The organism is Nocardioides sp. T2.26MG-1, from assembly GCF_950101795.1.
GTDB lineage: Bacteria > Actinomycetota > Actinomycetes > Propionibacteriales > Nocardioidaceae > Nocardioides.
Genome location: NZ_CATNLZ010000009.1, coordinates 86,969 through 113,578, shown reverse-complemented (window position 1 = coordinate 113,578; position 26,610 = coordinate 86,969). Strand labels below are relative to the sequence as shown.

The following is a 26,610-nucleotide window of genomic DNA, read 5'->3' as shown; positions in this document are numbered from 1 at the left end:
CGGTCTGAGCGAGGGCCGGCCGGTCCCGATCCCGCCCACCCGACCTGCGGATGCTGCTGCTGGGTGGCGCCGCGTGGGGCGGCGCGCTCACGGCCCGGGCGATCGGCTGGTGGGTGCTGGTCGCCGTGGCCGCAGCCGGGCTCCTGGCCTGGCGGCCGGCCCGGCATCGGGGCGGGGGTGCGGTGCGCACCACCGGCGCGGTCGTCGTGGTGCTGGTCGCGGTCGGCGCGGTCACGACGTTCCGGCTCGAGCAGGTCGCCCGCAGCCCGGTGGCGCGGCTGGCCGCGGAGGGCGCCGCGGTGCGGGTGGTCGGCACGGTGACCGCGGACCCGCGGCGCACCGAGGGCCGCTTCGGCGACCTGGTGCTGGTGCGCCTCGACGTGCGGGAGGTCACCGGCCGGGGGACGACGTACGCGCTCGCGGCGCCGGTGCTGGTGATGGGCGACGACGACTGGGCCGGCCTGCCGCTCGGGGCGACCGTGAGCGGGTCCGGCCGGCTCTCCGACGCCGACGGAGACGACCTCGCCGCGGTCCTCGGCGCTCGCGGACCGCCCGTCGTGGTCGACGACCCCGACCTCTGGTGGGACGCCGCCGCGGCGGTCCGGGCGTCGATCCGGCACTCTGTCGCCCACCGGCCCGACACGCAGCGGGCGCTCGTCCCGGCGCTGGTCGACGGCGACGACGCCGGCGTCGACGACGCGCTCGCCGACGACTTCCGCACCACCGGGCTGACCCACCTGCTCGCGGTCTCGGGCACCAACCTGACCCTGGTCGTCGGGTTCCTGCTCCTGCTGGCGCGCTGGTGCGGGGTGCGCGGCCGGGCCCTCTACGCCGTCGGCGCGCTCGGGATCGTCGGGTTCGTGCTGCTGGCGCGCACCGAGCCGAGCGTGCTGAGGGCCGCCGTGATGGGTGCGGTCGCACTGTTCGCGATGGGCCCCGAGGGGCGCGAGCGCGGCTCGCGGGCGCTCGGGGTGGCCGTGCTGGTGCTGCTGCTGGTGCAGCCCGGCCTCGCCGCGTCGATCGGGTTCTCGCTCTCGGTGCTCGCCACCGCCGGCATCCTGCTGCTCGCACCCGGCTGGCGGGACGCGCTGGCTCGTTGGCTGCCGCGGTGGGCGGCCGAGGCGGTCGCCGTGCCGTCGGCCGCGCAGCTCGCCTGCACGCCCGTGGTGGCCGCGATCTCCGGGCAGGTCAGCCTGGTCGCGGTCGTCGCCAACCTCGCGGCCGCTCCCGTGGTCGGCCCGGCGACGGTGCTCGGGCTCGGCGGCGGGCTGGTGGGGCTGGTCTGGGAGGGCGCGGGTCGCCTCCTCGGCACCCTGGCGGCGTGGTGCGTCGCGTGGCTGGTGCTGGTCGCGCGGCGCGGCGCCGCGCTGCCCGCGGCGGCCGTCGGGTGGGGCACCGGCGCGGTGGCGCTGGTGGTGCTGACCCTGGTGGTGGCGGCGGTCGCGCTGGCCGGCCCGATGCTGCTGCGCCGGCGGTCGACCGGGCTCGGGTGCTGCGTGCTGCTGCTCACGAGCGTGCTGGTGCGGCTGCCGACCCCGGGCTGGCCCCCGGCGGGCTGGGTGCTGGTCGCGTGCGACGTCGGTCAGGGTGATGCGCTGGTGCTGAACACCGGGCCACACGCGGCGATGGTGATCGACGCCGGGCCGGAGCCGGGCCTGGTCGACGCGTGCCTCGACCGTCTCGAGGTCGAGACCGTGCCCCTCGTCGTGCTCACCCACTTCCACGCCGATCACGTCGACGGGCTGCCGGGGGTGCTCGACGGCCGCACCGTCGGCGCGGTGGAGACGACCCGCCTGCTCGACCCGCCCCAGGGTGTCCGGGACGTCGCGGCGGTGGCCGGCGGTGCCGGCCTGACGCCCGGGCCCGCGCCGTACGCCGCCACCCGGCAGGTCGGCGAGGTGACGTTCCAGGTGCTGTGGCCGCCGGCCGACTCCCCGACGACCGGGCCGGGAGACGGGAGCACGGCCAACGAGGCGAGCGTGGTGCTGCTGGTCGAGGTGCGGGGGATGCGGCTGCTGCTCAGCGGCGACGTCGAGCCGGAGGGGCAGGCCGCGCTGGCCCGGGCGCTGCCCGGTCTGCGGGTCGACGTGCTCAAGGTGCCCCACCACGGCAGCCGCTACCAGGACGAGGACTGGCTGCTGTCGCTCGGCGCTCGGGCGGCGCTGGTGTCGGTCGGCGCCGACAACGACTACGGGCACCCCGCGACCGAGACCCTGGCGCCTCTGGAGGCGGCGGGCACCCGGGTGCTGCGCACCGACCTCGACGGTGACATCGCGGTCGTCGAGCGCGGCGGCGAGCTGCTCGTCGAGACCCGCTGACCGGTCGTCGCGGTGTCGCCGGGCTGTGGCAGGCTTGCCGCACCATGTCAGGTCCCTCCCAGCCGCGCGCGGCAGACGTCCTCGGCCGGGTCACGCTGGTGACCGGCAAGGAGGAGTTCCTCAACGAGCGCACGGTCGTCGCGGTGCGGGCGGCGGTCCGCGCCCACGATCCCGAGGCCGAGGTCTCCGAGTGCGCCGCGGGTGACCTCTCGCTGGCCACGCTCGGCGAGCTCGCCGCGCCCTCGCTGTTCTCCAGCATCCGGTGCGTGGTGGTCCGCGGCCTCGAGAACCTCCCCGACGAGTCGGTCGAGGGACTGCTGGCCTACGCCGGGGCGCCGTCCGAGGATGTCGCGCTGGTGCTGGTCCACGGTGGCGGCGTCAAGGGCAGCGGCACCCTCACCAAGCTCCGCAAGCTCGAGACCGTGACCGAGTCCAAGTCCGGTGAGCTGCGGCCCTCGGAGTATCCCTCCTTCGTGGTCAACGAGGTGCGCGGCCACGGGGCGACCATCGACCAGGAGGCCGCCGACTTCCTCGTGCAGGCGGTCGGCCAGGACCTCCGCTCGCTCTCGGCGGCGGCCAGCCAATTGACCAACGACTTCCCGGGCCAGCCGCTGAGCATCGAGAAGGTCAAGCAGTACTTCGGCGGCCGGGCCGAGGCGAAGTCGTTCGCGGTCGCCGACGCCGCCTTCTGGGGGCGGCGCACCGCGGCCCTCGAGGAGCTGCGCTGGGCGCTCGACGGCGGCACGGCGCCGGTGCTGGTGACCTCGGCCTTCGCCGGCGGGGCCCGCGGGGTGGCCCGCTACAAGTCCGCGCCGCGCGGCATGCGCGAGGCCGACCTGGCCCGCGAGGTGGGCGTGCCGCCGTGGAAGCTGCGCACGATCCGGGACCAGTCGCGCGGCTGGTCCGACGGCGGCATCGCCCGCGCGATCCGGGCGATCGCCCAGGCCGACGCCGACATCAAGGGCGCGGCCAGCGACCCGTCGTACACGCTCGAGCGGCTGGTGCTGACCGTCACCGCGCTCCGCGACCCCCGCTGACCGCCCCGCGAGCCCGAATACGACGATGACCCGCCCGAAAGTCTCGGGCGGGTCAACGTGGAAGAGCTCAGAGAGAGGCGGCCTTCTTGGCGATCGCGGACTTGCGGTTCGCGGCCTGGTTCTTGTGGATGACGCCCTTGGAGGCGGCCTTGTCGAGCTTGCGGGCGGCGTCGCGGCCGAGCTTGACGGCGTTGTCCTTGTCGCCGGCCTCGGCGGCCTCGCGGAACTTGCGCACAGCAGACTTCAGGCCCGTCTTGACGGACTTGTTGCGCTCGTGGCGCTTCTCGTTCTGCTTGTTGCGCTTGATCTGGGACTTGATGTTCGCCACGGAGCAGCCTTCTCGTCGGTGTGGTCAGGGTCTGATGTCAGGAGTGCGCATCGGCGTGCGGACAGCCGGACACGCGACGGACAAGGTTAGCAGCGGAGCGCTCAGCGCCCCAAATCCCACCCGCGCCGCTCGCACAGCCACTCCCAGCACACCTCGCCCTGCCATCGCTGGGCCTCGCGCATGTGCGGCGAGGTCGGCGGGGCCGGCAGCTGCGCCGAGCGCAGGAAGTAGCCGGTGACCAGCGCCAGCACGATGTCGACCGCCTCGGGGTCGAGGTCGCGGGTCAGCGCCGAGCCGGCCAGCACCGCCTCGACGTCCAGGCCGTCGCCCCGGGGCCCGATGAGCAGGAGCAGCGTGTCCAGCCACGCCGCGCCCGCGACCGGCCAGTTCCAGTCGCACAGGAGCACCCGGCCGTCCTCGGCGAGCATCAGGTTGTCGTCGCGGATGTCGGTGTGCACGAGCGTCGACCCGGCGGCGACGTCGGTGAACCGCGCGGCGAGCGCCGCGGCCCGGTCGGCGTGCTCGCGGTGCACGTGGTCCCAGAAGGCCGGCCAGTCGGCGAACTCGGTGGCGAAGTCGTCGACCACCAGGTCCGCCGGCACCGGGGTGAGGGCCTCCGCCATCCGCTCGGTCATCGCCAGACAGGCCGCGAGGTCGTCCTCGCGCCACGGGCGCCCCGGCTGGCGGGAGGGCACGTGCTCGATGCCGAGCACCACCCAGCCGTCGGGGTCGTCGGAGTCGTGGACCCACAGCAGCCGCGGTGCGGGCGCGTCCTCGGGGAGCGCGGCCAGCTTGCGGGCCTCCTCGCGGTAGGCGTCGGCGAACGGCCGCTGCGCCTTCTGCGAGGCGGCCTTCACGAAGTGCCGCGAGCCGTCCGCGCAGGTCAGCACGGACGCGAAGCCCGGGGTGAAGCCGGCGCCCTGCGAGTCCGCGCCGACGACGGGGGAGCCGCACCGCTCCTCGACCAGCGCGCGCACGTGCCGCGGCAGGTGGGGCCACTCCAGCCGGCGAGCGGTCCGCCCGTGCGGGATGGTCGTCGGACGGCGTACGGCGCTCACCCGCCCATTCTCGACCACGCCGGACACAGCCCACGCACCGATTGCCCCGGACCGGCACGGGTACCGCTCGCCCATGACCACCGTTGCCGAGCTGCTGATCGCCTCCCTCGCCGACCACGGCGTCACCCAGGTGTGGGGCGTGGTGGGCGATGCGCTGAACCCCGTCACCGATGCGATCCGTCGCGAGGAGCGGGTCGACTGGGTCGGGGTCCGCCACGAGGAGGCGGGTGCGTTCGCCGCGGGCGCCCAGGCGCAGCTGACGGGCCGCCTGGGCGTGTGCATGGGCACCGTGGGCCCGGGCGCGATCCACCTGCTCAACGGCCTGTACGACGCGAAGAAGTCGCACGCCCCGGTGCTCGCGATCTGCGGCCAGGTGCCGCGCGAGGAGATCGGCACCGACTTCTTCCAGGAGGTCGACAACGACGTGCTGTTCGCCGACGTCGCGGTGTTCAACGCGACCGTGAGCACGGCCGAGCAGTTCGCGGCCCTGCTCGAGCAGGCCGGCAACGCCGCGCTCCAGCAGCGTGGGGTCGCCGTGCTGACCCTCCCCGGCGACGTCGGGGACCTGGAGCTGCCCAAGCACACGCCGGTGCCGAGGTTCGTGACCGACCAGCCATCCACCGCGCCCGCGGCGGAGTCGGTGGCCGCGGCCGCCGCCGCGATCAACGCCGCGGGCCGGGTCGCACTGCTCGTCGGCCACGGCGCGGGGCGGGCCCGGGCGCAGGTGCTGGAGCTGGCGGACCGGCTGGGGGCGCCGATGGTCGTCACGCTCAAGGGCAAGGAGGCCTTCGACGGCGACAACCCGTTCGAGGTCGGCCAGTCCGGCCTGCTCGGCAACCACGCCAGCGCGGTCGCGTTCGACGGCTGCGACCTGCTGCTCATGCTCGGCACCGACTTCCCCTACAAGGCGTTCTACCCCGACGGCAAGGTCGTGGTGCAGGTCGACGCCGACGGGTCCCACATCGGGCGCCGCCATCCGGTCGACCACGCGGTGGTCGGCGACGCCGGGCTCGCCCTGGACGCGCTGCTGCCGCTGCTCGAGGCCAAGGCCGACCGGTCGCTGCTGGAGGAGGCACGCTCGTCGTACGACGCGTGGTGCGAGCGGCAGGCCCACCTGACGGACCCCGGCTACGAGAGCAAGCCGCGCGGGCTGCTGCGCCGCAAGGTCGAGAACCCCGACGGCCGGGTGCGACCGGAGCTGCTGGCGGCTGCCCTCGACCGGCACGCGGCCGCCGACGCGGTCTTCACCTCCGACACCGGGATGGCCACCACCTGGCTGGCCCGGTTCGTGCGGATGTCCGGCGGCCGCCGGCTGCTCGGCTCCTACAACCTCGGCTCGATGGCCAACGCGATGCCCCAGGCCCTGGGCGCCCAGGCGCTGGACCGGTCGCGGCAGGTCGTCGCGTTCTGCGGCGACGGCGGGGTCTCGATGCTGCTCGGTGACCTGATCACCGCGGTCACCCACGACCTGCCGGTCAAGCTCGTGGTCTTCGACAACGGCAGCCTCGGCATGGTGCGCCTCGAGATGGAGCAGGTGGGGCTCCCGGCCTACGGCACCACGCTGGACAACCCCGACTTCGCGCGCGTGGCGGGGGCGATCGGGCTGCGCGGCATCCGGGTGGACGACCCGCGCGCGGTCGACGACGCCGTCCGCGAGGCGCTCGCCCACCCGGGGCCGGTGCTGCTCGACGTGCTCACCAACCCCTCGGAGATCGCCGTACCGCCCAAGCCGACGCTGGAGCAGGGCTGGGGCTTCGCGATCGCCAAGACCAAGGAGTTCGTCGAGAGCGTGGAGTGACGGCCGGGTCCTAGCATGGGCCCATGACCGCCCCGACTCCCTACATCCACTTCCCGGGCACGGCGCGCGAGGCTCTCGCCTTCTACGCCGAGGTGTTCGGAGGAACCGCCCAGCTGAACACCTTCGCGGAGTTCGGCCGGGACGACGGCCCCGGTGACGCCGTCGCCCACGGCATGGTGGTCGGCGGCCCGGTCGCGATCTCGGGCGCGGACGTGGCCGGGGACGAGCAGCCGGTCCGGTGCGAGGGCCTGATGCTCTCCCTGCTCGGCACGACGGCGCCCGCCACGATGCGCGACTGGTTCGCGCGGCTCTCGGCCGGCGGTCGGGTCGTGGACGACCTGCAGACCCGGCCGTGGGGAGCCTCGGACGGCCAGGTCGTCGACCGGCACGGTCTGCACTGGCTCATCGGGTTCGAGGCGGAGGACGTGGAGGGCGCAGCGAGCGCGGAGTGAGGGAATCGGGGCGCCGAATGGAACAATGGCGGCGTCCCCGCCCGCTCGACGAGAGTCACCTGTGTCCGCGAACCCCGCTCCGCCTCCCGGCTACACCGATCCCGCGATCATCCGGAACTTCTGCATCATCGCGCACATCGACCACGGCAAGTCGACGCTCGCCGACCGGATGCTCCAGCTGACCGGTGTGGTCGACGAGCGCAGCGCCCGGGCGCAGTACCTCGACCGGATGGACATCGAGCGCGAGCGCGGCATCACGATCAAGAGCCAGGCGGTCCGGATGCCGTGGACCGTGCCGGCCGACAACGCCGAGGGCGCCGAGCCGGGCACCTACGTGCTCAACATGATCGACACGCCCGGACACGTCGACTTCACCTACGAGGTCTCCCGGTCGCTGGAGGCCTGCGAGGCCGCGGTGCTGCTGGTCGACGCCGCCCAGGGCATCGAGGCGCAGACGCTGGCCAACCTCTACCTCGCGATGGGCGCCGACCTCCACATCGTGCCGGTGCTGAACAAGATCGACCTGCCGGGCGCCAACCCCGAGAAGTACGCCGCCGAGCTCGCCGGCCTGGTCGGCTGCGAGCCCGAGGACGTGCTGCGGGTCAGCGCCAAGACCGGCGACGGCGTCGCCGGGCTGCTCAACGAGATCGTCAAGCAGACGCCCGCCCCCGTGGGGGACGCCGACAAGCCCGCCCGCGCGCTGATCTTCGACTCGGTCTACGACACCTACCGCGGCGTGATCACCTACGTCCGGGTCGTCGACGGCAAGCTCAACCACCGCGACCGGATCAAGATGATGTCCACCGGCGCCACCCACGAGATGCTCGAGGTCGGCGTGATCAGCCCCGAGCAGGTCAAGGCCGGCGAGCTCGGGGTGGGCGAGGTCGGCTACCTGATCACCGGCGTGAAGGACGTGCGCCAGTCGCGGGTCGGCGACACCGTCACGACCCTCCACCACGGCGCCACCGAGGCGCTCGGCGGCTACAAGCACCCCAACCCGATGGTCTACGCCGGGCTCTACCCGATCGACGGCGACCAGTTCGGCGACCTGCGCGAGGCGCTGGAGAAGCTCCAGCTCAACGACGCTGCGCTCACCTACGAGCCGGAGACCTCCGGCGCGCTGGGCTTCGGCTTCCGCTGTGGCTTCCTCGGGCTGCTGCACATGGAGATCACCCGCGACCGGCTCGAGCGCGAGTTCGGCCTCGACCTGATCTCGACCGCGCCCAACGTCGTCTACCACGTGGTGATGGAGGACGGCTCCGAGATCGAGGTGACGAACCCCAGCGAGTTCCCCGACGGCAAGATCGCCGAGATCCGCGAGCCCGTCGTCAAGGCCACGATCCTGAGCCCCAGCGACTACATCGGCACGATCATGGAGCTGTGCCAGACCAAGCGCGGCACGCTCGGCGGCATGGACTACCTCTCCGAGGACCGCGTGGAGATGCGCTACACGCTGCCGATGGGCGAGATCGTCTTCGACTTCTTCGACCAGCTCAAGTCGCGCACCAAGGGCTACGCCTCGCTCGACTACGAGCGCTCCGGCGAGCAGGCCGCCGACCTGGTCAAGGTCGACGTCCTGCTGCAGGGCGAGCCGGTGGACGCGTTCTCCGCGATCGTGCACCGCGAGGCGGCGTACTCCTACGGCGTGATGATGGCCGGCAAGCTCAAGGAGCTGATCCCGCGGCAGCAGTTCGAGGTGCCGATCCAGGCCGCCATCGGCGCCCGGGTGATCGCCCGCGAGAACATCCGGGCGATCCGCAAGGACGTGCTCGCCAAGTGCTACGGCGGCGACATCAGCCGCAAGCGCAAGCTGCTGGAGAAGCAGAAGGCCGGCAAGAAGCGGATGAAGAACATCGGCACCGTCGAGGTGCCGCCGGAGGCCTTCATCGCCGCGCTCTCCAACGCGCCCACCGGGGAGAAGTCCAAGAAGTGAGCCCCGCCGTCCGGCCGGTCGCCGACGACGAGTGGGGGATCGTCGCCTGGCTGTGGCAGGACTTCCGCCACGACCTCGGGACGGTCGTGGGCGGGTTCCCGTACGCTGACGGCCGCTACCAGCACGCCTGGCTCGACGAGTACCCGCGACCCGACGGCGCCGGCTACCTCGTGTGGCAGCCGCACCCCAACACCGGCGAGGACGCCCCGGTCGCGTTCGCGACGGTCCGCGGCGTCGGGACCGGCACCTGCACCATGCAGGCGTTCTTCGTGGTGCCCGCGGCCCGGCGGGGCGGCGTGGGCCGGTGGTTCGCCCGCGCCGTGGTCGCACGCCACCCCGGCACCTGGACGGTGCCGTTCCAGCACGACAACCACGCAGCCGCGGCGTTCTGGCGCCGGGTGGCCGCCGAGCTGTGGGACGACGCCTGGGTGGAGACCGAGGAGCCGGTGCCGGGCAAGCCCGACCTGGCTCCGGACCACTGGATCCGCAGCACGCTCAGCCCTTGAGGATCGCCTCCAGCGCGGCACGGTGCCGGGCGTAGGCCCTCCGGCCCTCGCGGGTCGACTGGTAGGTCGTGGTGCTGCCGCGTCCGTGCCCGCTCTTGCGGGCGCTGACGTAGCCGGCGGCGGCCAGCGCGGACATCTGCTTGGACAGATCGGACTCGCTGACGCCGAGGTGCTCGCGCAGCGCCGCGAAGTCGGCGGCCGCGGAGCGGCTCAGCAGCGCCATGGCCGCGAGCCGCTTCGGGGCCGTGAGCACCGGGTCGAGGCCCTCGAGTGCGGAGGCCGGCACCGACGCGGACTCGGTCACGACAGGCGCTCGCGGGCCCGCCGCGCAGCGTCGGCGTAGGCCCGCTCGTAGCGCGCGACCAGCAGCGTGACCGCGACGGCGACGAGGAGCGCGGCGGCTCCGAGGCTGACCGTCGCCGACGCGAGCGCGGCGGCGACGACGACCGCCAGGGCTCCGAGGAGCCAGGCGATCGCGGGCCGGAACTCGCGCGGCGGCCGCCCGGTCGGCCACATCCCGCCCCGGTAGCCGGTGTACCACCGGATGAACCCGACCTCCACGACGACCAGGGCGAGCAGCGCGAGGGCGCGGGCACTGCCGTCGAGACCTCCGAACACCAGGGTCAGTCCCGCGGCCCACAGTCCCGTCGCGGGCGGGTACCAGCGCGGGGTCGGCGGGTAGTCGGTCCAGGCGGCCGCCTCTGCCCGGTCGGCCTCGTGCAGGGCCCGCCGGATCTCTTCACTTTCCATGATGGAAACCTATCGAATGCTTTCCAGGTCGGCAAGTGATCTGGACCGGGCCGCATCGCCCGTCTGGTGGGATGGGGGAGTGAGGGTCCAGGTCCCCGAGACGTTCTCGGCGTACGCCGCGCGCGGGCCGGAGTGGACGGCGTTCCTCGACCGGCTGCCGGTGATGGCGCGAGAGCTGCTCGACGAGTGGCGGCTCACCGCCGACGGAGCACCGACGCACGGCGAGTGCGCGCTGGTGCTGCCGGTGCGCACCGCCGGAGGCCGTCCCGCGGTGCTGAAGGTGAGCTGGCCGCACTGGGAGGCCGAGCTCGAGCACGTCGCGCTCCAGCGCTGGCACGGTGCGGGCGCCGTCGAGCTGCTCCGCGCCGACCCGCACCGGTACGCGCTGCTGCTGGAGCGGCTGCACCCCGAGGACCTCGGCGACCTCTGGGACGTCGACGCGTGCGAGGTGGTCGGCGCGCTGTACGGGCGGCTGCACGTGCCGGCGCCGCCCCAGCTGGTGACCCTGTCGTCGTGCGTGGCCCGCTGGAGCGACGAGCTCGCGGCGCTGCCCCGGGAGGCGCCGGTCCCGCGCCGGCTCGTCGAGCAGGCCGTCTCGCTCGGGCGCGCGTTCGCGACCGACGCCGCCACCGACGGGCGGCTGCTGCACACCGACCTGCACTACGCGAACGTGCTCGCCGCCGACCGGGGGCCGTGGCTGGCGATCGACCCCAAGCCGCTCAGTGGGGACCCGCACTACGAGGTCGCTCCCATGCTCTGGAACCGGTGGGACGAGCTGGTCGCCGCCCCCCGCAGCGTGCGCGACGGGATCCGGCTGCGGTTCCACACGCTGGTCGACGTCGCCGGGCTCGACGAGGACCGCGCCCGCGACTGGGTGGTGTTCCGGATGGTCGTCAACGCGATGTGGCGGCCCGGCGACCCCGCCTGGGCCACCCGGTGCGTGACGGTCGCGAAATCGGTTCAGGAATAGGCCTCGGGACTGGGAGGATGGCGCCCGTGGCCACCTTGCACTCCGTCAACGTCGGTCTCGACCGCGACGCGCCGTACGCCAACCTCGGGCACTCGGGCATGGACAAGCGGCCGGTCGCCGGCCGGGTAGCCGTGCGCACGCTCGGCCTCGACGGCGACCAGGTCGGCGACGTCAAGCACCACGGCGGTGTCGACCAGGCGGTCTACGTCTTCGCGCGCGAGGACCTCGACTGGTGGGCCGACGAGCTCGGCCGGGAGATCCGCGACGGCATGTTCGCCGAGAACCTCACCACCCGCGGCATCGACGTCAACGAGGCCGAGGTGGGCGAGCGCTGGGCCATCGGGTCCGCGGTGTTCGAGGTCGCGAGCGTGCGCATCCCGTGCAACGACTTCAAGGGCTGGATGCGGGTGGGCGGCTACGACAACCGGGCCTGGGTGAAGCGATTCGGCGCGATCGGCCGGCCGGGGCCCTACCTGCGGGTGCTCGTCGAGGGCGAGATCGGCGCCGGCGACGAGATCGCCGTGGTCCACCGGCCCGGTCACGGCGTGACGGTCACGACCATGTACCGCGCGCTGACCACGGAGGCGGATCTGCTGCCCGAGCTGCTGCGGGTCGAGGGCCTCGTGGCCGAGGCGCGCGCGAAGGTCGAGAAGCACGCCACGCGGGCCTGACGGCCATCCGGGGAGTCCACGATGGGGGGCTTGCTACCCGCCAGTTCGACAAGTGATCTAGGTTACTCCGCAACCCCGTTCCCTCGGCCGTACCGCAGGAGTGTTCCATGACCGCCCAGGCCAGCAGCGCCCCCCACTACGACGCCGGCTTCGTCGACGACCTGACCCAGAACTTCGCGCTCCAGTTCCTCGACCGCGTCGCCGCCTCCGCGGAGCGTGAGGCGTTCCGCTACCCCCGGGGGGAGGCATGGGAGTCGGTCACCTGGCGGCAGGCGGGCGACCTGGTGGAGAAGCTCGCGGCCGGCCTGCTCGCACTCGGGATCCAGTCCGAGCAGCGGGTCGGCATCGCCGCCGGCACCCGCTACGAGTGGATCCTCGCCGACCTGGCGGTGATGTGCGCCGGCGGCGCCACGACCACGGTCTACCCGTCGACCAACGCCGAGGACACGGCGTACATCCTCAGCGACTCCGAGTGCCGCGTCGTCTTCGCCGAGGACGACGAGCAGATCGCCAAGCTCAAGGAGCACCGCAACGAGCTGCCGCACCTGGCCAAGATCGTCACCTTCGACGGCACGACCGACGGCGACTGGATCATCGGGCTCGACGACCTGGCCAAGCTGGGCGAGGACTACCTCGCCGAGCACCCGGGGATCGTCGAGGAGACCGCCCGCGCGATCGCGCCCGACCAGCTCGCGACCCTGATCTACACGTCCGGCACCACCGGCCGGCCCAAGGGCGTCCGGCTGCTGCACAAGGCGTGGGTCTACGAGGGCACCGCGATCCAGGTGCAGGACATCCTCCACGAGGACGACCTGCAGTTCCTGTGGCTGCCGATGGCGCACTCGTTCGGCAAGGTGCTGCTCTCGGCGCAGCTCGCGTGCGGGTTCGCCACCGCGATCGACGGCCGGGTCGAGAGGATCGTCGACAACCTCGGCGTCGTGAAGCCGACGTTCATGGGCGCCGCGCCCCGCATCTTCGAGAAGGCGCACGGCCGGATCGTCACCATGCAGGCCGCCGAGGGCGGGGTCAAGGAGAAGATCTTCAAGAAGGCCTTCGACGTCGGGCTCAAGGTCGACCGGCTCAAGCGCGAGGGCAAGTCGGTCCCGCTGCCGCTCAAGCTCCAGCACGGGCTGTTCGACAAGCTGGTGTTCAGCAAGGTCCGCGAGCGCTTCGGTGGCCGGGTCCGGTTCTTCATCTCGGGCTCCGCGGCGCTCAACGCCGAGATCGCCGAGTGGTTCCACGCCGCCGGCATCCTCATCCTCGAGGGCTACGGCATGACCGAGAACGCCGCCGGCGCCACGGTCAACCACCCGGCCAGCTACAAGATCGGCACCGTCGGTCCCGCGCTGCCGGGCGCCGAGGTCAAGATCGGGGAGAACGACGAGGTCATGCTGCGCGGCCCGCACATCATGGCCGGCTACCACAACCTCCCCGAGGAGACCGCGGCGACGCTCACCGAGGACGGCTGGCTGCACACCGGCGACAAGGGCAGCCTCGACGCCGACGGCTTCCTCACGATCACCGGCCGGATCAAGGACCTGTTCAAGACCTCCGGCGGCAAGTACGTCGCGCCGTCCGCGATCGAGTCGAAGTTCAAGGCGGTCTGCCCCTACGCGAGCCAGTTCCTGGTGTTCGGCAACGAGCGCAACTACGTGGTCGCGCTGATCACCCTCGACCCCGACGCGATGGCCGGCTGGGCGGAGGAGAACGGCATGGTGGGCGCGTCGTACACCGAGATCGTCAGCTCCGACGCGGTGCACAAGATGGTCGGGGAGTACGTCGACGAGCTCAACTCCCGCCTCAACCGCTGGGAGACCATCAAGAAGTGGCAGCTGCTCGACCACGACCTCACCATCGAGTCCGGCGAGCTGACCCCCTCGATGAAGGTCAAGCGCAACATCGTGGAGAAGAACAACAAGGAGCTCATCGACTCGCTGTACGGCGGCTGACGCTGCGGGTGGGTGTCGTGAGGGTTTCGGCTGTTGGCAGCCGAAACCCGCAAACCCGCCGATTGACTCGCTCGAACACATGTTCGATGATGGGGTGTGGGCACCCCGACCAGCACCGCGAGCACGGCGGACACCGCCGCTGACACGATCGCGCAGCTGCGCAGCCGGATGGCGCGCATGCACGACGGGGTGCCCGGGCGGGCGCTGGAGACCCACCCGGCGCTGGCCGGGCTGGTCCAGCTGCGGGCCGGGAGCAGCTATGCCGTCGACAGCGCGAGCCTGGCGCTCGCGCTGATGGCCGGCCCGTCCGCGACGGGCAGCTGGTGCGCGGTCGTGGGGGTGGGCGACTTCGGGGCGGAGGCGGCGAGCGCGCTCGGCATCGACCTGGACCGCACCGTGCTGGTGCCCGAGCCCGGGGACCAGTGGATCGAGGTCACCGCCGCGCTCGTCGACGTCGTCACGCTGGTGGTGGTCCGCCCGCCCGGCCGGGTCCCCGAGCAGGTCGCCGGCAAGCTGGCCGCCCGGCTCCGCAAGCGCTCGGTCGCGCTGGTCGCCCAGGAGGCGACCCCGGGTGACTGGCCGCGCTGCGAGGTACGGCTGACCACCCGCGAGCCGGCCTGGACCGGGGTCGGCCGCGGCGACGGTCACCTACGGTCGCGGCGGCTGCTGGTCGAGGCACAGCGCGGGACCGCACCGCCGCGCCGGGGCGCCCTGTGGTTCCCCGCCGAGGACCAGACCTACTGCCGGGCCGAGCCGGCGGTCGCTCCCGCGCGCGTCGTGGAGGAGGCGAGCTAGGGCATGCGCGTGATGGTCGTGTGGTGCCCGGACTGGCCGGTGGTCGCCGCGCTGGCCGACGAGGGGCTGCCGACCCACCTGCCGGCGGCGGTGTTCTCCGCCAACATCGTGCAGGCGTGCAACGCCGGCGCCCGGGCCTTCGGCGTACGCCGCGGGATGCGCCGCCGCGACGCGCAGTCGCGCTGCCCCGAGCTCAAGGTCTGCGCCGCGGTCCCCGACCGCGACACCCGGGCGTTCGAGCCGGTGCTGGCCGCGGTCGAGGAGCTCCGCCCCGGGGTCGCCCCGCTGCGGCCCGGGCTGCTGGCGCTGCGGGCGCCGGGCCGGTTCTACGGCGGGGAGCCGGCCGCCGCGGCACTGCTCGCCGAGCGGCTGGTCGGCCTCGGGGTGTGGGACTGCCGGATCGGGGTCGCCGACGAGCTGTTCACCGCCGAGCAGGCCGCCCGGCGGGCCGAGCCCCAGGACTGCCACGTCATCGAGCCGGGGGAGTCGGTGCCGTTCCTGCGCGGGCTGCCCGTCGAGGCGATCGAGGACCTCCCCGACGGCCGCGACGCGGTGAGCCTGATGCGCCGCCTCGGGCTGCGCACGCTCGCGGACCTGGCCGACCTGCGCGCGAGCGACGTCCGCGACCGGTTCGGTGCGCAGGTGGCGTGGGTGCACCGCGTGGTCGGCGGCGACGGCGGGGTGCTGCTCGCGACCCGCACCCCGCCGCCCGAGCTCGCCTGCCACGTCGACTTCGAGCCGCCGCTCGACTCCGCCGAGACGATCAGCTTCAGCGTCCGGCAGACCGCCGACCGGTTCGTGGCCGGGCTCGCCCGCCAGCAGCTGGTGTGCACCGAGGTGCGGATCGCGGCCCGGTGCGAGGGGCAGACCGAGCCGGCCAGCTCGCGGGTCTGGCTCCATCCGCGGTGGTTCAGCGCCGCCGACCTGGTCGACCGGCTGCACTGGCAGCTCCAAGGTGCCATGAGAAATGGGCCGAGCCGGGCGGGCGAGGTGCGCGCGCCGGTCGACCGGGTGGTTCTCGAGCCGGTGACCGTGGTGCCCGACGCCGTGCACGCCGACGCGCTGTGGGGCAACACCGACGAGCGCGTCGAGCGTGGCATCGCCCGGGTGCAGGGGATGCTCGGCCACGAGGCCGTGGTGCGCCCGGTGCTCCAGGGCGGTCGGAGTCCCGCCGCTCGCCAGGCGCTGGTGCCGTGGGGGGAGCGGCCGGCGGGGCTGCGTCCGGTGGGTCCCCCCTGGCCGGGGAGCATCCCGCCGCCCGCGCCGTCGCGGGTGCTGTCGACCCCGTGGTCCGCCGAGGTCATCGGGGCCGCCGGTCGCCCGGTCGCCGTCGACGAGCGGGGCGCGGTCACCTGTGCGCCGGAGCGGTTCCGCTCCGACCCCGGCTCCGGGTGGCAGCCGGTCGCCGCCTGGGCCGGCCCGTGGCCGGTCGAGGAGCTGTGGTGGGAGGAGCGGCCCCGCCGAGTCGCCCGCTTCCAGGTCGTCGGCGTCGACGGCCGCGCCTGGCTGCTGACCTGCGACGAGGGCGTGTGGTGGACCGAGGCCGTCTATGACTGACGTCGCGAGCGGGGCCCGCTGATGGGCTGGAGCAACCCCCCGATCTCCTGGGGCGAGCTGGAGAAGCGGCTCTCCGGGCGGGTCAACACGCCCCAGGACCCCGAGGCGCCGATCTCGACCCGCAAGCGCAAGCGCACCCGTGTCGACGTGGAGCGGCCGGCCGGCCCGGTGACGCCGTACGCCGAGCTGCACGCGCACTCCAACTTCAGCTTCCTCGACGGGGCCAGCGGGCCCGACCACCTGGTGCTCGAAGCGATCCGGCTCGGCCTGCACGGGCTGGCGATCACCGACCACGACGGGTTCTACGGCGCGCCACTGTTCGCCGAGACCGCCCAGCTGCACGCGGCCGCGGGGCTGCAGACGATCTACGGCGCCGAGCTCTCCCTGGGCCTGACCAAGCCGCAGAACGGCGTCGCCGACCCCGAGGGCAGCCACCTGCTGGTGCTGGCCCGCGGCGTGGAGGGCTACCACCGGCTGGCCGCTGCGATCACCGACGCCCAGCTGCGCGGGGACGAGAAGGGCCGCCCGGTCTACGACATGGCCGAGCTCGCCGAGCGCGGACGCGGACACTGGCTGGTGCTGACCGGCTGCCGCAAGGGCGCCGTACGCCGCGCTTTGCTGGAGCGTGGTCCGGCCGCGGCCGCGGCCGAGCTCGACCGGCTGACCGCGCTGTTCGGCCACGAGCACGTCGTGGTGGAGCTCACCGACCACGGTTTCCCCACCGACTCCGCCCACAACGACCTGCTCGCGCGGCTGGCCGCCGACCACGGACTGCCGGTGGTCGCGACCAACAACGTCCACCACGCGCGCCCCGAGCAGCACCGCCTCGCCGACGCGATGGCGGCGGTGCGCGCCCGGCGCAGCCTCGCCGAGATGGACGGCTGGCTGCCGGCGTCCGGGATGGCCTGCCTGCGGTCGGGGGAGGAGATGGCGCGCCGGTTCGCGCGCTATCCGGGCGCCGTCGCGCGCAGCGTCGAGATCGCCGACGAGATCGCCTTCGACCTGCAGAAGGCCACCCCGCGGCTACCCAAGGACGGCATCCCCGCCGGGCACACGCCCGCCAGCTGGCTGCGCGAGCTGACCGAGCAGGGGTTCGCCCTGCGCTACGCCGGCGGGCCGCTCGAGGAGCAGGCTCGCCAGACCGTCGAGCACGAGCTGACGGTCATCGAGGAGAAGGACTTCGCCGGCTACTTCGTGATCGTCCACGACATCGTGGCGTTCGCCCGCTCGCAGGGGATCCTCTGCCAGGGTCGCGGCTCGGCCGCGAGCTCGGCGGTCTGCTACGCGCTCGGCATCACCGCGATCGACCCGGTCTTCTACCGGCTGCCATTCGAGCGTTTCATCTCCCAGCATCGCGACGAGGAGCCCGACATCGACGTCGACTTCGACTCCGACCGGCGCGAGGAGGTGATCCAGTGGGTCTACGACCGCTACGGCCGGCACAACGCCGCGCAGGTCGCCAACGTCGTCGGCTACCGCCCCAAGATGGCGGTCCGCGACGCGGCCAAGGCGCTCGGGCACTCGCCGGGCCAGCAGGACGCCTGGTCAAAGCAGGTCACGTCGTGGACGACCGTGGCGTCGCGTGACGGCGGCGAGCACGACGTACCGGCCGCCGTCGTCGAGCTCGCCAACGGCTTCCTCGGCGCCCCGCGGCACCTCGGCATCCACTCCGGCGGGATGGTGCTCACCGAGCGGCCGATCGGCGAGGTGGTGCCGATCGAGCGGGCCCGGATGGACAAGCGGACCGTGCTGCAGTGGGACAAGGACGGCTGCGAGTTCATGGGGCTGGTGAAGTTCGACCTGCTCGGGCTGGGGATGCTCAGCGCGCTCGACCACATGATGCGGATCGTCGAGCAGCACCTCGGCGAGCACTGGGAGCTGAGCACGATCCCCAAGGAGGAGCCGGCGGTCTACGACATGCTCTGCCGGGCCGACTCGGTCGGCGTCTTCCAGGTCGAGAGCCGCGCCCAGATCGGCACGCTGCCGCGGCTGCGGCCCCGGGAGTTCTACGACCTGGCGATCGAGATCGCGCTGATCCGGCCCGGCCCGATCCAGGGCGGTGCGGTGCACCCCTACATCCGCCGCGCCACCGGCCGTGAGGAGGTCGACTACGCCCACCCGTCGCTGGTGCCGGTGCTCGAGCGCACCAAGGGGGTGCCGCTGTTCCAGGAGCAGCTGATGGACATGGCGCGGGTGCTCGGCGACTGCACCCGCGACGAGGCCGACCTGCTGCGCCGGGCGATGGGCTCCAAGCGCGGCATCGAGCGGATCGAGAGCATCAAGGACAAGCTCTACGCCGGCATGGCCCGCAAGGGACTGGTCGGCGAGGAGGCCGACGCGATCTACCTGAAGATCCTGTCGTTCGCGAACTTCGGCTTCGCCGAGAGCCACGCGCTGTCGTTCGCCAAGCTCGTCTACGCCAGCTCGTGGTGCAAGCTGCACTACCCCGGGGCGTTCCTCGCGGCGCTGCTGCGTGCCCAGCCGATGGGGTTCTACTCCCCGCAGTCGCTGGTCCACGACGCCCGCCGGCACGGCGTCGAGGTGCTGCGCCCCGACCTGGCGCGCTCCGCGGCGACCGCCGACCTCGAGCTCTCGGGGGACGCCGGTGGGCCGGGTGGGCTCGACGCGTGCCTGGCCGACCACCCCGAACGGGTCGAGTGGGTCGACGGCACCCCCGACCCGACCCCGGCACACCGGCGGGACGCGCGCTACGCCGTACGACTCGGGCTGGACGCGGTGCACGGCATCAGCTCCGAGGTGGCCGGGCGGATCGTCGCCGCGCGCGCGGAGCGGCCGTTCGCCGACCAGGTCGACCTGTCCCGGCGGGCCGGGCTGGACGCGCGGCAGCTGGAGGCGCTGGCCACCGCCGGGGTGTTCGAGGGGACCGGCCTCACCCGGCGCCAGGCGCTGTGGAACGCCGGCTGGACCGAGAGCGAGGAGCACCTCGAGGGCATCCGGGTCGCCGGCCCGGCGCCGATGCTGCCCGAGATGGCGGACGTCGAGGTCACCATGGCGGACCTCTGGGCCACCGGGATCACGCCTGGCGGGCACCCGTTCGAGCACCTGCGCGACCTGCTGCGCACCGGAGGGATCAGGTCGGTGGCCGACTGCTTTGCCGGCGAGCCGAACCGCCGGGTCCACGTCGCCGGGCTGGTCACCCACCGTCAGCGGCCGGGCACCGCCGGCGGGGTCACGTTCCTCAACCTCGAGGACGAGACCGGCATGCTCAACGTGGTCTGCACGGTCGGGGTGTGGCGCCGCTACCGCGCCACCGCCTCCAGTGCCGCCGGCATGGTGATCCGCGGCATCCTCGAGCGCCAGGACGGCGTGACCAACCTGGTCGCGGACCGGCTCGCCCCGATCGAGGACGTCTATCCCGAGGCCGGCCAGGCCCTCCGCGCCCGCCACCGCTCCCGCGACTTCCACTGATCCACCCCCAACGTCGAGTCGGGAGTTCTGCACGTCGAGTCGGGACTTCCGCGCGTCGAGTCGGGAGTTCCGGCGGGCCGGCTGGCGACAACTCCCGACTCGACCGTCACAACTCACGACTCAACCGTCGGAAGTCACGAGTCAACGGGGTGGGAGGATGGGGCGGTGCCCCCGTCCGCGCTGCCCCCTGGTGATCCCGTGCCCGAGGACGGGTCGCTGCCGGAGGGGGCGCTGGAGCACGTGGGGGAGCGCGGGTTCGGGTTCTACGTGCACGTGCCGTTCTGCACGGTGCGATGCGGCTACTGCGACTTCAACACCTACACCGCCGAGGAGCTCGGCCCGGCCGGCGGTGCGCCCGGCGCCAGCCGGGCGACGTACGCCGAGGCCGCGATCGCGGAGGTACGCCGCGCCCGCCGGGTGCTGGGCGACGCCGACCTCCCGGTCGACACGGTGTTCTTCGGCGGCGGCACGCCCACCCTGCTCAGCCCCGGCGACCTCGGGTCGGTGGTCGCCGCGATCGCCGCGGAGTTCGGGCTCGCCGACGGCGCGGAGGTCACCACCGAGGCCAACCCCGACAGCGTCGCGCTCTGGGACCTCGAGGAGCTGCGCGGCGCCGGGTTCAACCGCATCTCCTTCGGCATGCAGTCCGCCGTCGACCACGTGCTGAAGGTCCTCGACCGCACCCACGACCCGCTGCGGGTGCCCGCGGTCGTCGACTGGGCCCGGCAGGCCGGCTTCGAGCAGATCAGCCTGGACCTGATCTACGGCACGCCGGGGGAGTCCCTCGCGGACTGGGAGACCAGCGTCGAGGCCGCGCTCGCCTGCCGGCCCGACCACGTGTCGGCGTACTCGCTCATCGTCGAGGACGGCACCGCGCTCGCCCGTCGGGTCAAGCGCGGCGAGCTGCCGATGCCCGACGAGGACGACCTGGCCGACAAGTACCTGGTGGCCGACGAGCGGTTCGTCGCGGCGGGCCTGAGCTGGTACGAGGTCTCCAACTGGGCGCGCGATGAGGCCAGCCGCTGCCGGCACAACCTGCTCTACTGGACCGGCGGCGACTGGTGGGGTGTCGGGCCGGGCGCCCACTCCCACGTCGGCGGGGTGCGCTGGTGGAACGTCAAGCATCCGGCGGCGTACGCCGACCGCGTCGCCTCCGGGGTGACCCCGGCCCACGCGCGCGAGGTGCTTGACGAGGAGAGCCGCCGGGTGGAGCGGGTCCTGCTCGAGCTCCGCCTGAGCGCGGGACTGCCCGTGGAGGTGCTCGAGGCCACCGGCCGGTCTGCGGTCCCGGGCCTGGTCGCGCAGGGCCTGGTCGACCAGGTCGGGGAGCGGCTGGTGCCGACCCGCCGCGGGCGGCTGCTCGCCGACGCGGTTGTGCGCGATCTCCTCCCCTGATCTGCGACGCCCGAGGGCCGCCGGGTCCTAGGGTGTCGAGCATGAGCACTGGCCCAGAGAACCCGGATCCCTCCCAGCAGTCCGAGGGACAGCCGACCCCGCCGCCCTACGGCGAGCAAGCCCCACCACCACCCGGTCAGACGCCTCCGCCGCCGCCCTACGGCGAGCCGGCTCCGCCTCCCTACGGCCAGGCCGCGCCGCCGCCCTACAGCCAGCCCAGCGGCTACCCGCCGCCCGCCGGCGGCGTCCCGTACGGCGCCAGCGCGGCCGCGCCGTACGGCGTGCACCCGGTGACCGGCATCCCCTACTCCGACAAGTCCAAGCTGGTCGCCGGCCTGCTGCAGATCCTGATCCCGCTCGGCATCGGGCGGTTCTACATCGGCGACACCAAGACCGGCGTCTGGCAGCTGCTGGTGACGATCTTCACCTGCGGCATCGGCGGCCTGTGGCCGTTCATCGACGGCATCATCATCCTGGCCACCGACAGCGTCGACGTGCAGGGCAGGCCGCTGCGCAGCTGATCCGTCAGACCGTCACGAAGTCGATCAGCTCCTCGACCCGGCCCAGCAGGGCCGGGTCGAGGTCGTTGTAGGACGAGACCTTGCCGAGGATGTGCTTCCAGGCGCGGGCGATGTCGGCCTGGTCGCGGTGCGGCCAGCCCAGGTGCTGGCACACGCCCTTCTTCCACTCGATGGTGCGCGGCACGTCGGGCCAGCGGGTCAGCCCGAGCCGGTCGGGCTTGACCGCGGCCCAGATGTCGATGAAGGGGTGGCCGACGATCAGCACGTGCTTGCCGACCGGCGACGCCGCGACGGCCTGGGCGATCCGGCTCTCCTTGGACCCGCGCACGAGGTGGTCGACCAGGACCCCGACCTTGCGGTCGGGACCCGGCCCGAAGGCGCGGAGCTGGTCGCCGAGGTCGTCGACGCCGTCGAGGTACTCGACCACGACGCCCTCGATGCGCAGGTCGTCGCCCCAGACCTTCTCGACCAGCTCGGCGTCGTGACGACCCTCGACGAAGATCCGGCTGGCCCGGGCGACCCGCGCCTGGGCGCCGTGGACCGCCACCGACCCCGACGCGGTGCGGGTCGGCTTGGCCGGCGCGCCGGCCCGCGGCGGCGGCACCAGGATCACCGGGCGCCCCTCGAGCAGGAAGCCCGGACCGAGCGGGAACGTACGCCGCTTGCCGCGCCGGTCCTCCAGCGTCAGCGTGTCGAGGTCGCGGTCGACCGCGACGATCTCGCCGCACCAGTCGGTGGTGACCTCCTCGACCACGGCGCCGAGCGCGGCGGGCGTCTCCACGGCGCGGCCGCGCTTGGGGGCGCGCCAGTCGGTGGCCAGGACGTCGGATCCGTAGCGGTCGTTCACCCGCGCCAGGTTAGGCGCGGGCGCCGACAACGCGGGGGAGGGCACGCCGTCAGCCCTCGGACTCGGCCTCGTCGGCCTCGTCGTCCTCGTCGTCCTCGTCGTCCTCGGGCCGGTCGCCGGACTCCTCGGGCGTCTTGCCGCCCTGCATGTCCAGCTCCTCGGGCGACTTCGCCTCGTCGCCGCTGAGCGGCTGGGCCAGCGGGTTGTCCTCGGTCGGCCGGAGGTCCTCGGGCAGCTGCTCGTCGGAGATGCCGCCCACGGGTTCGTCGTCGTGACTGCTCATAGCCGCGACGTACCCGCTCACACCAGCGGCAAGCGCTTCTGGCTGCGCGGCAGCTGCTCGTAGCCACGGCGTACGGCGTCCTCGAGGTCCTCGCGCGGGAACGGCCACTCGCCCACCTCGAGCGCCTGCGCGAGCGGGACGCCGCGGCTCGCGAGGTCGCGGATGGTCTCGGCGACGACGCCGATCCGGTCGCGCTGCTCCTCGACGAAGTCGCGGTCCACGGGCGCGCCGTGGCCGGGGACGACCACGGAGCCGGGGCCGGTGAGGGCCAGGACCACGTCGAGGCTCAACGGCCAGTCGAACGGGTAGCAGTCGCCACCGAAGCCGGGGACCGAGCCGCGCAGCGCCGACTCCTCCACGAGGTCGCCGGCCAGCAGCGCGTCGGCGTCCGGGATGCGGACGATCAGGTCGCCGGCGGTGTGCCCACGCCCCGGGTGCACGAGCTCGACCATCCGGTCGCCAAGGTCGAGGGCGACGGCGGAGGAGAACGTCGTGTCGGCCGGGACGAGCTCGGTCGCCTGCACCTCCTCGCGGTGCGGGTCGTCGGGCTCCGCGTCGTACCGCGCCTTGATCCGCTCGCCGGCCGGGACCGTGCGCTCGGCGGCGACCTCGTGGGCGTGGATCGGGATCGGGCCGTACGCCGAGCGCAGCTCGCCGTTGCCGAAGGTGTGGTCGAAGTGCTCGTGGGTGTTCACGGCCGCGACGACCTCCCCGGCACCGAGCCGCCGGATGTCCTCGACCACGGCCCGGGCGGCGGTCGCCGAGGCGTTGGTGTCGACCACGAGCAGCCCGCGCCCGCCCCCCACCAGGGTCACGTTGACGTCGAACCATTCGTAGCGCGCGACCCAGACCCGATCGGCGACCTCTGTGAATGCCACCCGGTCAGCCTAGGCGGCCCCGCGTCGCGGTGTACGACGGTGGCCCGCCTAGTAGTCTTGGCACTCAGGACTTTCGAGTGCCAGCCCGCCGGGTCACCCAGGCGGGCGGCGGGACGTGAGGAGGTGGGGCGGGTGCAGGAGGAGCGCAGGCTCGCCGTACTCCGCGCGATCGTGGAGGACTACGTCGCGACCGAGGAGCCCGTCGGCTCCAAGGCGCTGGTCGAGCGGCACGGGCTCGGGGTCTCCCCGGCGACCGTCCGCAACGACATGGCCGCCCTCGAGGACGAGGGCTACATCACCCAGCCGCACACGAGCGCCGGCCGGGTGCCGACCGACAAGGGCTACCGGCTCTTCGTCGACCGGCTGACGACGATCAAGCCGATGAGCTCGGCGGAGAAGCGGGCGATCGCGACCATCCTCGACGGGGCGATCGACCTCGACGACGTGGTGCAGCGCTCGGTCCGGCTGCTGGCGCAGCTGACCCGGCAGGTCGCGGTCGTGCAGTACCCCACGCTGTCCCGCTCGACCGTGCGGCACATCGAGCTCGTGGCGCTCGCGCCCACCCGGCTGCTCGTGGTGCTGATCCTCAGCACCGGCCGGGTCGAGCAGCGCCTCGTGGAGCTCGGTGCGGAGATCGGCGACGACGAGCTCGTCGACCTGCGCAACCTCGTCAACCGGACCGCGATCGGCGAGATCATCGCCGACGCCGCCACCGCCCTGCGGGCCCTGGTGCCCGACGACGGCGGCACCACCGTGACGCGGGCCGTGGTCGACGTGCTCGTGGAGGCGATGTCCGACCACCGCTCCGACGAGCGGATCGCGGTCGGCGGCGCCGCCAACCTGGCCAGGTTCGGCGACAGCTTCGACTCGGCCGTCCGCCCGTTGCTCGAGGCGCTGGAGGAGCACGTGGTGCTGCTCAAGCTCCTCGGCGAGGCCCACTCCGGCGAGCTCCTCACCGTCCGGATCGGCCACGAGGGCCCCTACCAGGAGCTCTCCTCCACCAGCGTGGTGGCGACCGGCTACGGGCCCGGCGAGGAGGCGTTCGCGCGCCTCGGCATCGTCGGCCCCACCCGCATGGACTACCCAGGCTCGATGGCCGCGGTCCGCGCCGTAGCGCGCTACGTCTCGCGGATCCTCGACGAGGCCTGAGCCCCCGACCCAAGCAACCCCCCGAAGGAACACACGTTGAGTCAGGACCTGTACGAGCTTCTCGGTGTCGGCCGCGACGCGGACGCCGACGCCATCAAGAAGGCCTACCGGCGACTGGCCCGCCAGTACCACCCCGACGTCAACCCCGACCCGGACGCCCAGGAGCGCTTCAAGGAGGTCTCCCTGGCCTACGAGGTGCTCTCGGACCCGCAGAAGCGCGCGTCGTACGACCGCGGCGGCGACCCGTTCGGCGGCGCCGGCGGCTTCGGCCAGGGCGCGGGGTTCTCGTTCACCGACATCATGGACGCGTTCTTCGGCGGCGGCGCCGCGGGCGCCGGCCGGGGACCGCGGCCGCGGGAGCGGCGCGGCCAGGACGCGCTGATCCGGCTGGAGGTCGAGCTCGCGGAGGCAGCGTTCGGCGTGACCAAGGAGATCAAGGTCGACACCGCGGTGCGCTGCAGCACCTGCGGCGGCGAGGGTACGGCGGCGGGCACCCACCCGATCCCGTGCGAGACCTGCCACGGCGCCGGTGAGGTGGCCCACGTGCAGCGGTCGTTCCTCGGCGAGATCCGCACCCTGCGCCCGTGCCCCGCGTGCCGCGGGTTCGGCACGATCATCCCCGAGCCCTGCCGGGAGTGCTCCGGTGACGGCCGGGTGCGCTCGCGCCGCAACCTCACCGTGCGGATCCCCCCGGGCGTCGACAACGGCACCCGCGTGCAGCTGTCCGGTGAGGGCGAGGTCGGACCCGGCGGCGGCCCGGCCGGCGACCTGTACGTCGAGATCCACACCGCCCAGCACGAGACGTTCACCCGGCACGGCAACGACCTGCACTGCACGGTCACGCTGCCGATGACCGCCGCGGCGCTCGGCACCACGCTGACGCTGCCGACGCTGGAGGCCGACGTGCAGGCCGGCCTGGAGTCTGACAGCGACACCGGCTCCGGCCTGGAGACGTCCTTCGAGCTGGACGTGCGCCCCGGCACCCAGTCGGGCACCGAGCAGGTGCTGCGCGGACGCGGCGTACCCGGTCTGCGCGGCGGGCGCGGCGACCTGGTCGTCACCGTGCTGGTCGAGACGCCGACCCGGCTCGACGCCCAGCAGGAGGCGCTGCTGCGCGAGCTCGCCGCGGTGCGCGGCGAGGAGACCCCCACCGGCCAGGTGCGCCCGAGCTCCAAGTCGGTCTTCGGCCGGCTCCGCGACGCGTTCAACGCCCACTGATGACGCTGCCCGTCCACCTGGTCCCCGACCTTGCCGGGATCGTCGCCGGGACCGAGGTGACGGTCGAGGGGGACGAGGCGCACCACGCGGTCGCCGTCCGCCGGCTGCGGGTGGGCGAGCAGGTCGTGCTCACCGACGGTGCCGGTACGGCGGTGCAGGGCCCGGTCGCCTCGACCGGCAAGCGGGTCTTCGTGGTGACGGTCGAGTGGGTCCGCACCGACGACGCCCCCGCGCCGGCCGTGGTCGTCGTCCAGGCGATCCCGAAGGGCGACCGCGGCGAGCTCGCGGTCGAGGTCCTCACCGAGGTGGGCGTCGCCGAGATCGTGCCGTGGGCGGCGTCGCGGAGCGTCGCGGTGTGGAAGGGCGAGCGCGCCACCAAGTCGCTGGCCCGCTGGCGGGCCACGGCGCGCGAGGCGGCCAAGCAGGCGCGCCGGTGGTGGTTCCCCGAGGTGTCCGACCTGGCGGCCACGGCGGACGTCGTGGAGCTGGTCGCAGGCGCCGACCTCGCGGTCGTGCTCCACGAGGAGGCGTCGCTCCCGCTGGCGTCCGTGGAGATCACGAACACCGGCCGGATCGTGGTCGTCGTCGGTCCCGAGGGCGGTCTGACCCCCGAGGAGGTCGAGGCGTTCACCGCTGCCGGCGCCGTGCCGGTGCGGCTCGGCGCCGAGGTGCTGCGCACCTCCACCGCCGGTGTCGCCGCGGTCGCAGCGCTGCTGTCGCGGACGTCGCGCTGGGGCTGACCGACGTTGTCCCGCCCGGAACTTTCGG

24 protein-coding genes are annotated in these 26,610 nt (G+C 73.5%); 17 read left to right on the top strand and 7 right to left on the bottom strand.

From position 1 onward, the window contains the following. Nucleotides 1–50 precede the first annotated feature (50 nt). Nucleotides 51–2,318 (top strand): ComEC/Rec2 family competence protein, encoded by a 2,268-nt coding sequence (locus tag QQZ14_RS09140; RefSeq protein ID WP_284533949.1) that lies wholly within the window; start codon nucleotides 51–53, stop codon nucleotides 2,316–2,318. Between the two features lie 44 nt (nucleotides 2,319–2,362). Beyond that, nucleotides 2,363–3,355, top strand: a complete 993-nt coding sequence (holA, locus tag QQZ14_RS09135) for a DNA polymerase III subunit delta (RefSeq protein WP_284533948.1) — start codon at nucleotides 2,363–2,365, stop codon at nucleotides 3,353–3,355. A 67-nt stretch (nucleotides 3,356–3,422) separates the two neighbouring features. On the opposite strand, the gene rpsT is transcribed toward holA, so the two are convergent. Further along, nucleotides 3,423–3,683: a 30S ribosomal protein S20 gene (rpsT, locus tag QQZ14_RS09130; protein WP_284533947.1), complete on the bottom strand. Its 261-nt coding sequence runs from the start codon at nucleotides 3,681–3,683 to the stop codon at nucleotides 3,423–3,425. 101 nt (nucleotides 3,684–3,784) lie between these two features. Next, on the bottom strand, nucleotides 3,785–4,741 hold the full coding sequence (locus QQZ14_RS09125; RefSeq protein ID WP_284533946.1) for a phosphotransferase family protein: 957 nt from the start codon (nucleotides 4,739–4,741) through the stop codon (nucleotides 3,785–3,787). A gap of 73 nt (nucleotides 4,742–4,814) precedes the next feature. On the opposite strand from QQZ14_RS09125, the gene QQZ14_RS09120 reads away from it, so the two are divergent. Genes QQZ14_RS09120 through QQZ14_RS09105 form a run of 4 tightly spaced genes read left to right on the top strand, consistent with a single transcriptional unit; the run spans nucleotide 4,815 to nucleotide 9,430 of the window. Beyond that, nucleotides 4,815–6,539 carry a thiamine pyrophosphate-dependent enzyme gene (locus QQZ14_RS09120; protein WP_284533945.1) on the top strand — a complete coding sequence of 575 codons (1,725 nt, stop codon included), beginning with the start codon at nucleotides 4,815–4,817 and terminating at the stop codon, nucleotides 6,537–6,539. Nucleotides 6,540–6,562: 23 nt separating this feature from the next. Next, nucleotides 6,563–6,991: a VOC family protein gene (locus tag QQZ14_RS09115; protein WP_284533944.1), complete on the top strand. Its 429-nt coding sequence runs from the start codon at nucleotides 6,563–6,565 to the stop codon at nucleotides 6,989–6,991. 25 nt (nucleotides 6,992–7,016) lie between these two features. After that, a complete protein-coding gene (gene lepA, locus QQZ14_RS09110) occupies nucleotides 7,017–8,924 on the top strand; it encodes a translation elongation factor 4 (protein WP_284533943.1) in 1,908 nt (635 codons plus the stop codon). Continuing rightward, a complete protein-coding gene (locus QQZ14_RS09105) occupies nucleotides 8,921–9,430 on the top strand; it encodes a GNAT family N-acetyltransferase (protein ID WP_284533942.1) in 510 nt (169 codons plus the stop codon). Before lepA ends, QQZ14_RS09105 begins: the two co-directional genes overlap by 4 nt. Here the strand turns inward: QQZ14_RS09105 and QQZ14_RS09100 are convergent. Together QQZ14_RS09100 and QQZ14_RS09095 are read right to left on the bottom strand one after the other, a co-directional pair. Further along, nucleotides 9,420–9,734, bottom strand: coding sequence for a transcriptional regulator (locus QQZ14_RS09100; RefSeq protein WP_284533941.1), 315 nt, complete (start codon nucleotides 9,732–9,734; stop codon nucleotides 9,420–9,422). The genes QQZ14_RS09105 and QQZ14_RS09100 overlap by 11 nt on opposite strands. Further along, a complete protein-coding gene (locus QQZ14_RS09095) occupies nucleotides 9,731–10,180 on the bottom strand; it encodes a hypothetical protein (RefSeq protein ID WP_284533940.1) in 450 nt (149 codons plus the stop codon). Before QQZ14_RS09095 ends, QQZ14_RS09100 begins: the two co-directional genes overlap by 4 nt. Before the next feature lie 79 nt (nucleotides 10,181–10,259). Between QQZ14_RS09095 and QQZ14_RS09090 the strand changes: the two genes are divergently transcribed. The 8 genes from QQZ14_RS09090 (at nucleotide 10,260) to QQZ14_RS09055 (ending at nucleotide 21,467) form a co-directional block, all read left to right on the top strand. Further along, on the top strand, nucleotides 10,260–11,150 hold the full coding sequence (locus QQZ14_RS09090; protein ID WP_284533939.1) for an aminoglycoside phosphotransferase family protein: 891 nt from the start codon (nucleotides 10,260–10,262) through the stop codon (nucleotides 11,148–11,150). A gap of 17 nt (nucleotides 11,151–11,167) precedes the next feature. After that, nucleotides 11,168–11,821 carry an MOSC domain-containing protein gene (locus QQZ14_RS09085; RefSeq protein WP_284533938.1) on the top strand — a complete coding sequence of 218 codons (654 nt, stop codon included), beginning with the start codon at nucleotides 11,168–11,170 and terminating at the stop codon, nucleotides 11,819–11,821. A gap of 107 nt (nucleotides 11,822–11,928) precedes the next feature. Next, nucleotides 11,929–13,770 (top strand): AMP-dependent synthetase/ligase, encoded by a 1,842-nt coding sequence (locus QQZ14_RS09080; RefSeq protein ID WP_284533937.1) that lies wholly within the window; start codon nucleotides 11,929–11,931, stop codon nucleotides 13,768–13,770. A gap of 96 nt (nucleotides 13,771–13,866) precedes the next feature. Continuing rightward, nucleotides 13,867–14,565 (top strand): hypothetical protein, encoded by a 699-nt coding sequence (locus QQZ14_RS09075; protein WP_284533936.1) that lies wholly within the window; start codon nucleotides 13,867–13,869, stop codon nucleotides 14,563–14,565. Between the two features lie 3 nt (nucleotides 14,566–14,568). Beyond that, a complete protein-coding gene (locus tag QQZ14_RS09070; RefSeq protein ID WP_284533934.1) occupies nucleotides 14,569–16,122 on the top strand; it encodes a DNA polymerase Y family protein in 1,554 nt (517 codons plus the stop codon). A 21-nt stretch (nucleotides 16,123–16,143) separates the two neighbouring features. Further along, nucleotides 16,144–19,551, top strand: a complete 3,408-nt coding sequence (locus tag QQZ14_RS09065) for an error-prone DNA polymerase (protein WP_284533933.1) — start codon at nucleotides 16,144–16,146, stop codon at nucleotides 19,549–19,551. Between the two features lie 165 nt (nucleotides 19,552–19,716). Continuing rightward, entirely contained in the window at nucleotides 19,717–20,946 is a 1,230-nt protein-coding gene (hemW, locus tag QQZ14_RS09060) for a radical SAM family heme chaperone HemW (protein ID WP_284533931.1), read from the top strand. Nucleotides 20,947–20,987: 41 nt separating this feature from the next. Next, nucleotides 20,988–21,467, top strand: a complete 480-nt coding sequence (locus tag QQZ14_RS09055; RefSeq protein ID WP_284533930.1) for a TM2 domain-containing protein — start codon at nucleotides 20,988–20,990, stop codon at nucleotides 21,465–21,467. Nucleotides 21,468–21,471: 4 nt separating this feature from the next. Here QQZ14_RS09055 and QQZ14_RS09050 read toward each other — a convergent pair whose 3' ends face one another. From QQZ14_RS09050 to QQZ14_RS09040, 3 genes are read right to left on the bottom strand one after another with little or no spacing between them, the layout of a single operon-like run. Then, nucleotides 21,472–22,314: a DUF3097 domain-containing protein gene (locus QQZ14_RS09050; RefSeq protein ID WP_284533929.1), complete on the bottom strand. Its 843-nt coding sequence runs from the start codon at nucleotides 22,312–22,314 to the stop codon at nucleotides 21,472–21,474. A gap of 49 nt (nucleotides 22,315–22,363) precedes the next feature. After that, the gene (locus QQZ14_RS09045; protein WP_284533928.1) at nucleotides 22,364–22,597 is read right to left on the bottom strand and encodes a hypothetical protein; all 234 of its coding nucleotides are present in this window, start codon (nucleotides 22,595–22,597) and stop codon (nucleotides 22,364–22,366) included. 17 nt (nucleotides 22,598–22,614) lie between these two features. Then, nucleotides 22,615–23,475, bottom strand: a complete 861-nt coding sequence (locus QQZ14_RS09040) for an MBL fold metallo-hydrolase (RefSeq protein ID WP_284533927.1) — start codon at nucleotides 23,473–23,475, stop codon at nucleotides 22,615–22,617. Between the two features lie 132 nt (nucleotides 23,476–23,607). Here QQZ14_RS09040 and hrcA point away from each other — a divergent pair, with 132 nt between their 5' ends. Genes hrcA through QQZ14_RS09025 form a run of 3 tightly spaced genes read left to right on the top strand, consistent with a single transcriptional unit; the run spans nucleotide 23,608 to nucleotide 26,582 of the window. After that, complete coding sequence (hrcA, locus tag QQZ14_RS09035; protein WP_284533926.1) at nucleotides 23,608–24,624, top strand: heat-inducible transcriptional repressor HrcA; 1,017 nt, start codon at nucleotides 23,608–23,610, stop codon at nucleotides 24,622–24,624. A 36-nt stretch (nucleotides 24,625–24,660) separates the two neighbouring features. Then, nucleotides 24,661–25,842: a molecular chaperone DnaJ gene (gene dnaJ / locus QQZ14_RS09030; protein ID WP_284533925.1), complete on the top strand. Its 1,182-nt coding sequence runs from the start codon at nucleotides 24,661–24,663 to the stop codon at nucleotides 25,840–25,842. Continuing rightward, nucleotides 25,842–26,582 carry a 16S rRNA (uracil(1498)-N(3))-methyltransferase gene (locus QQZ14_RS09025; protein ID WP_284533924.1) on the top strand — a complete coding sequence of 247 codons (741 nt, stop codon included), beginning with the start codon at nucleotides 25,842–25,844 and terminating at the stop codon, nucleotides 26,580–26,582. Before dnaJ ends, QQZ14_RS09025 begins: the two co-directional genes overlap by 1 nt. The last annotated feature ends 28 nt before the right edge of the window (nucleotides 26,583–26,610 follow it).

Coding starts and splice junctions, on each gene's coding strand:
- QQZ14_RS09140 (WP_284533949.1), top strand. CDS start 51: ATGCTGCTGCTGGGTGGCGCCGCGTGGGGCGGCGCGCTCACGGCCCGG.
- holA (WP_284533948.1), top strand. CDS start 2,363: ATGTCAGGTCCCTCCCAGCCGCGCGCGGCAGACGTCCTCGGCCGGGTC.
- QQZ14_RS09120 (WP_284533945.1), top strand. CDS start 4,815: ATGACCACCGTTGCCGAGCTGCTGATCGCCTCCCTCGCCGACCACGGC.
- QQZ14_RS09115 (WP_284533944.1), top strand. CDS start 6,563: ATGACCGCCCCGACTCCCTACATCCACTTCCCGGGCACGGCGCGCGAG.
- lepA (WP_284533943.1), top strand. CDS start 7,017: ATGGCGGCGTCCCCGCCCGCTCGACGAGAGTCACCTGTGTCCGCGAAC.
- QQZ14_RS09095 (WP_284533940.1), bottom strand. CDS start 10,180: ATGGAAAGTGAAGAGATCCGGCGGGCCCTGCACGAGGCCGACCGGGCA.
- QQZ14_RS09085 (WP_284533938.1), top strand. CDS start 11,168: ATGGCGCCCGTGGCCACCTTGCACTCCGTCAACGTCGGTCTCGACCGC.
- QQZ14_RS09080 (WP_284533937.1), top strand. CDS start 11,929: ATGACCGCCCAGGCCAGCAGCGCCCCCCACTACGACGCCGGCTTCGTC.
- QQZ14_RS09070 (WP_284533934.1), top strand. CDS start 14,569: ATGCGCGTGATGGTCGTGTGGTGCCCGGACTGGCCGGTGGTCGCCGCG.
- QQZ14_RS09065 (WP_284533933.1), top strand. CDS start 16,144: ATGGGCTGGAGCAACCCCCCGATCTCCTGGGGCGAGCTGGAGAAGCGG.
- QQZ14_RS09055 (WP_284533930.1), top strand. CDS start 20,988: ATGAGCACTGGCCCAGAGAACCCGGATCCCTCCCAGCAGTCCGAGGGA.
- QQZ14_RS09045 (WP_284533928.1), bottom strand. CDS start 22,597: ATGAGCAGTCACGACGACGAACCCGTGGGCGGCATCTCCGACGAGCAG.
- QQZ14_RS09025 (WP_284533924.1), top strand. CDS start 25,842: ATGACGCTGCCCGTCCACCTGGTCCCCGACCTTGCCGGGATCGTCGCC.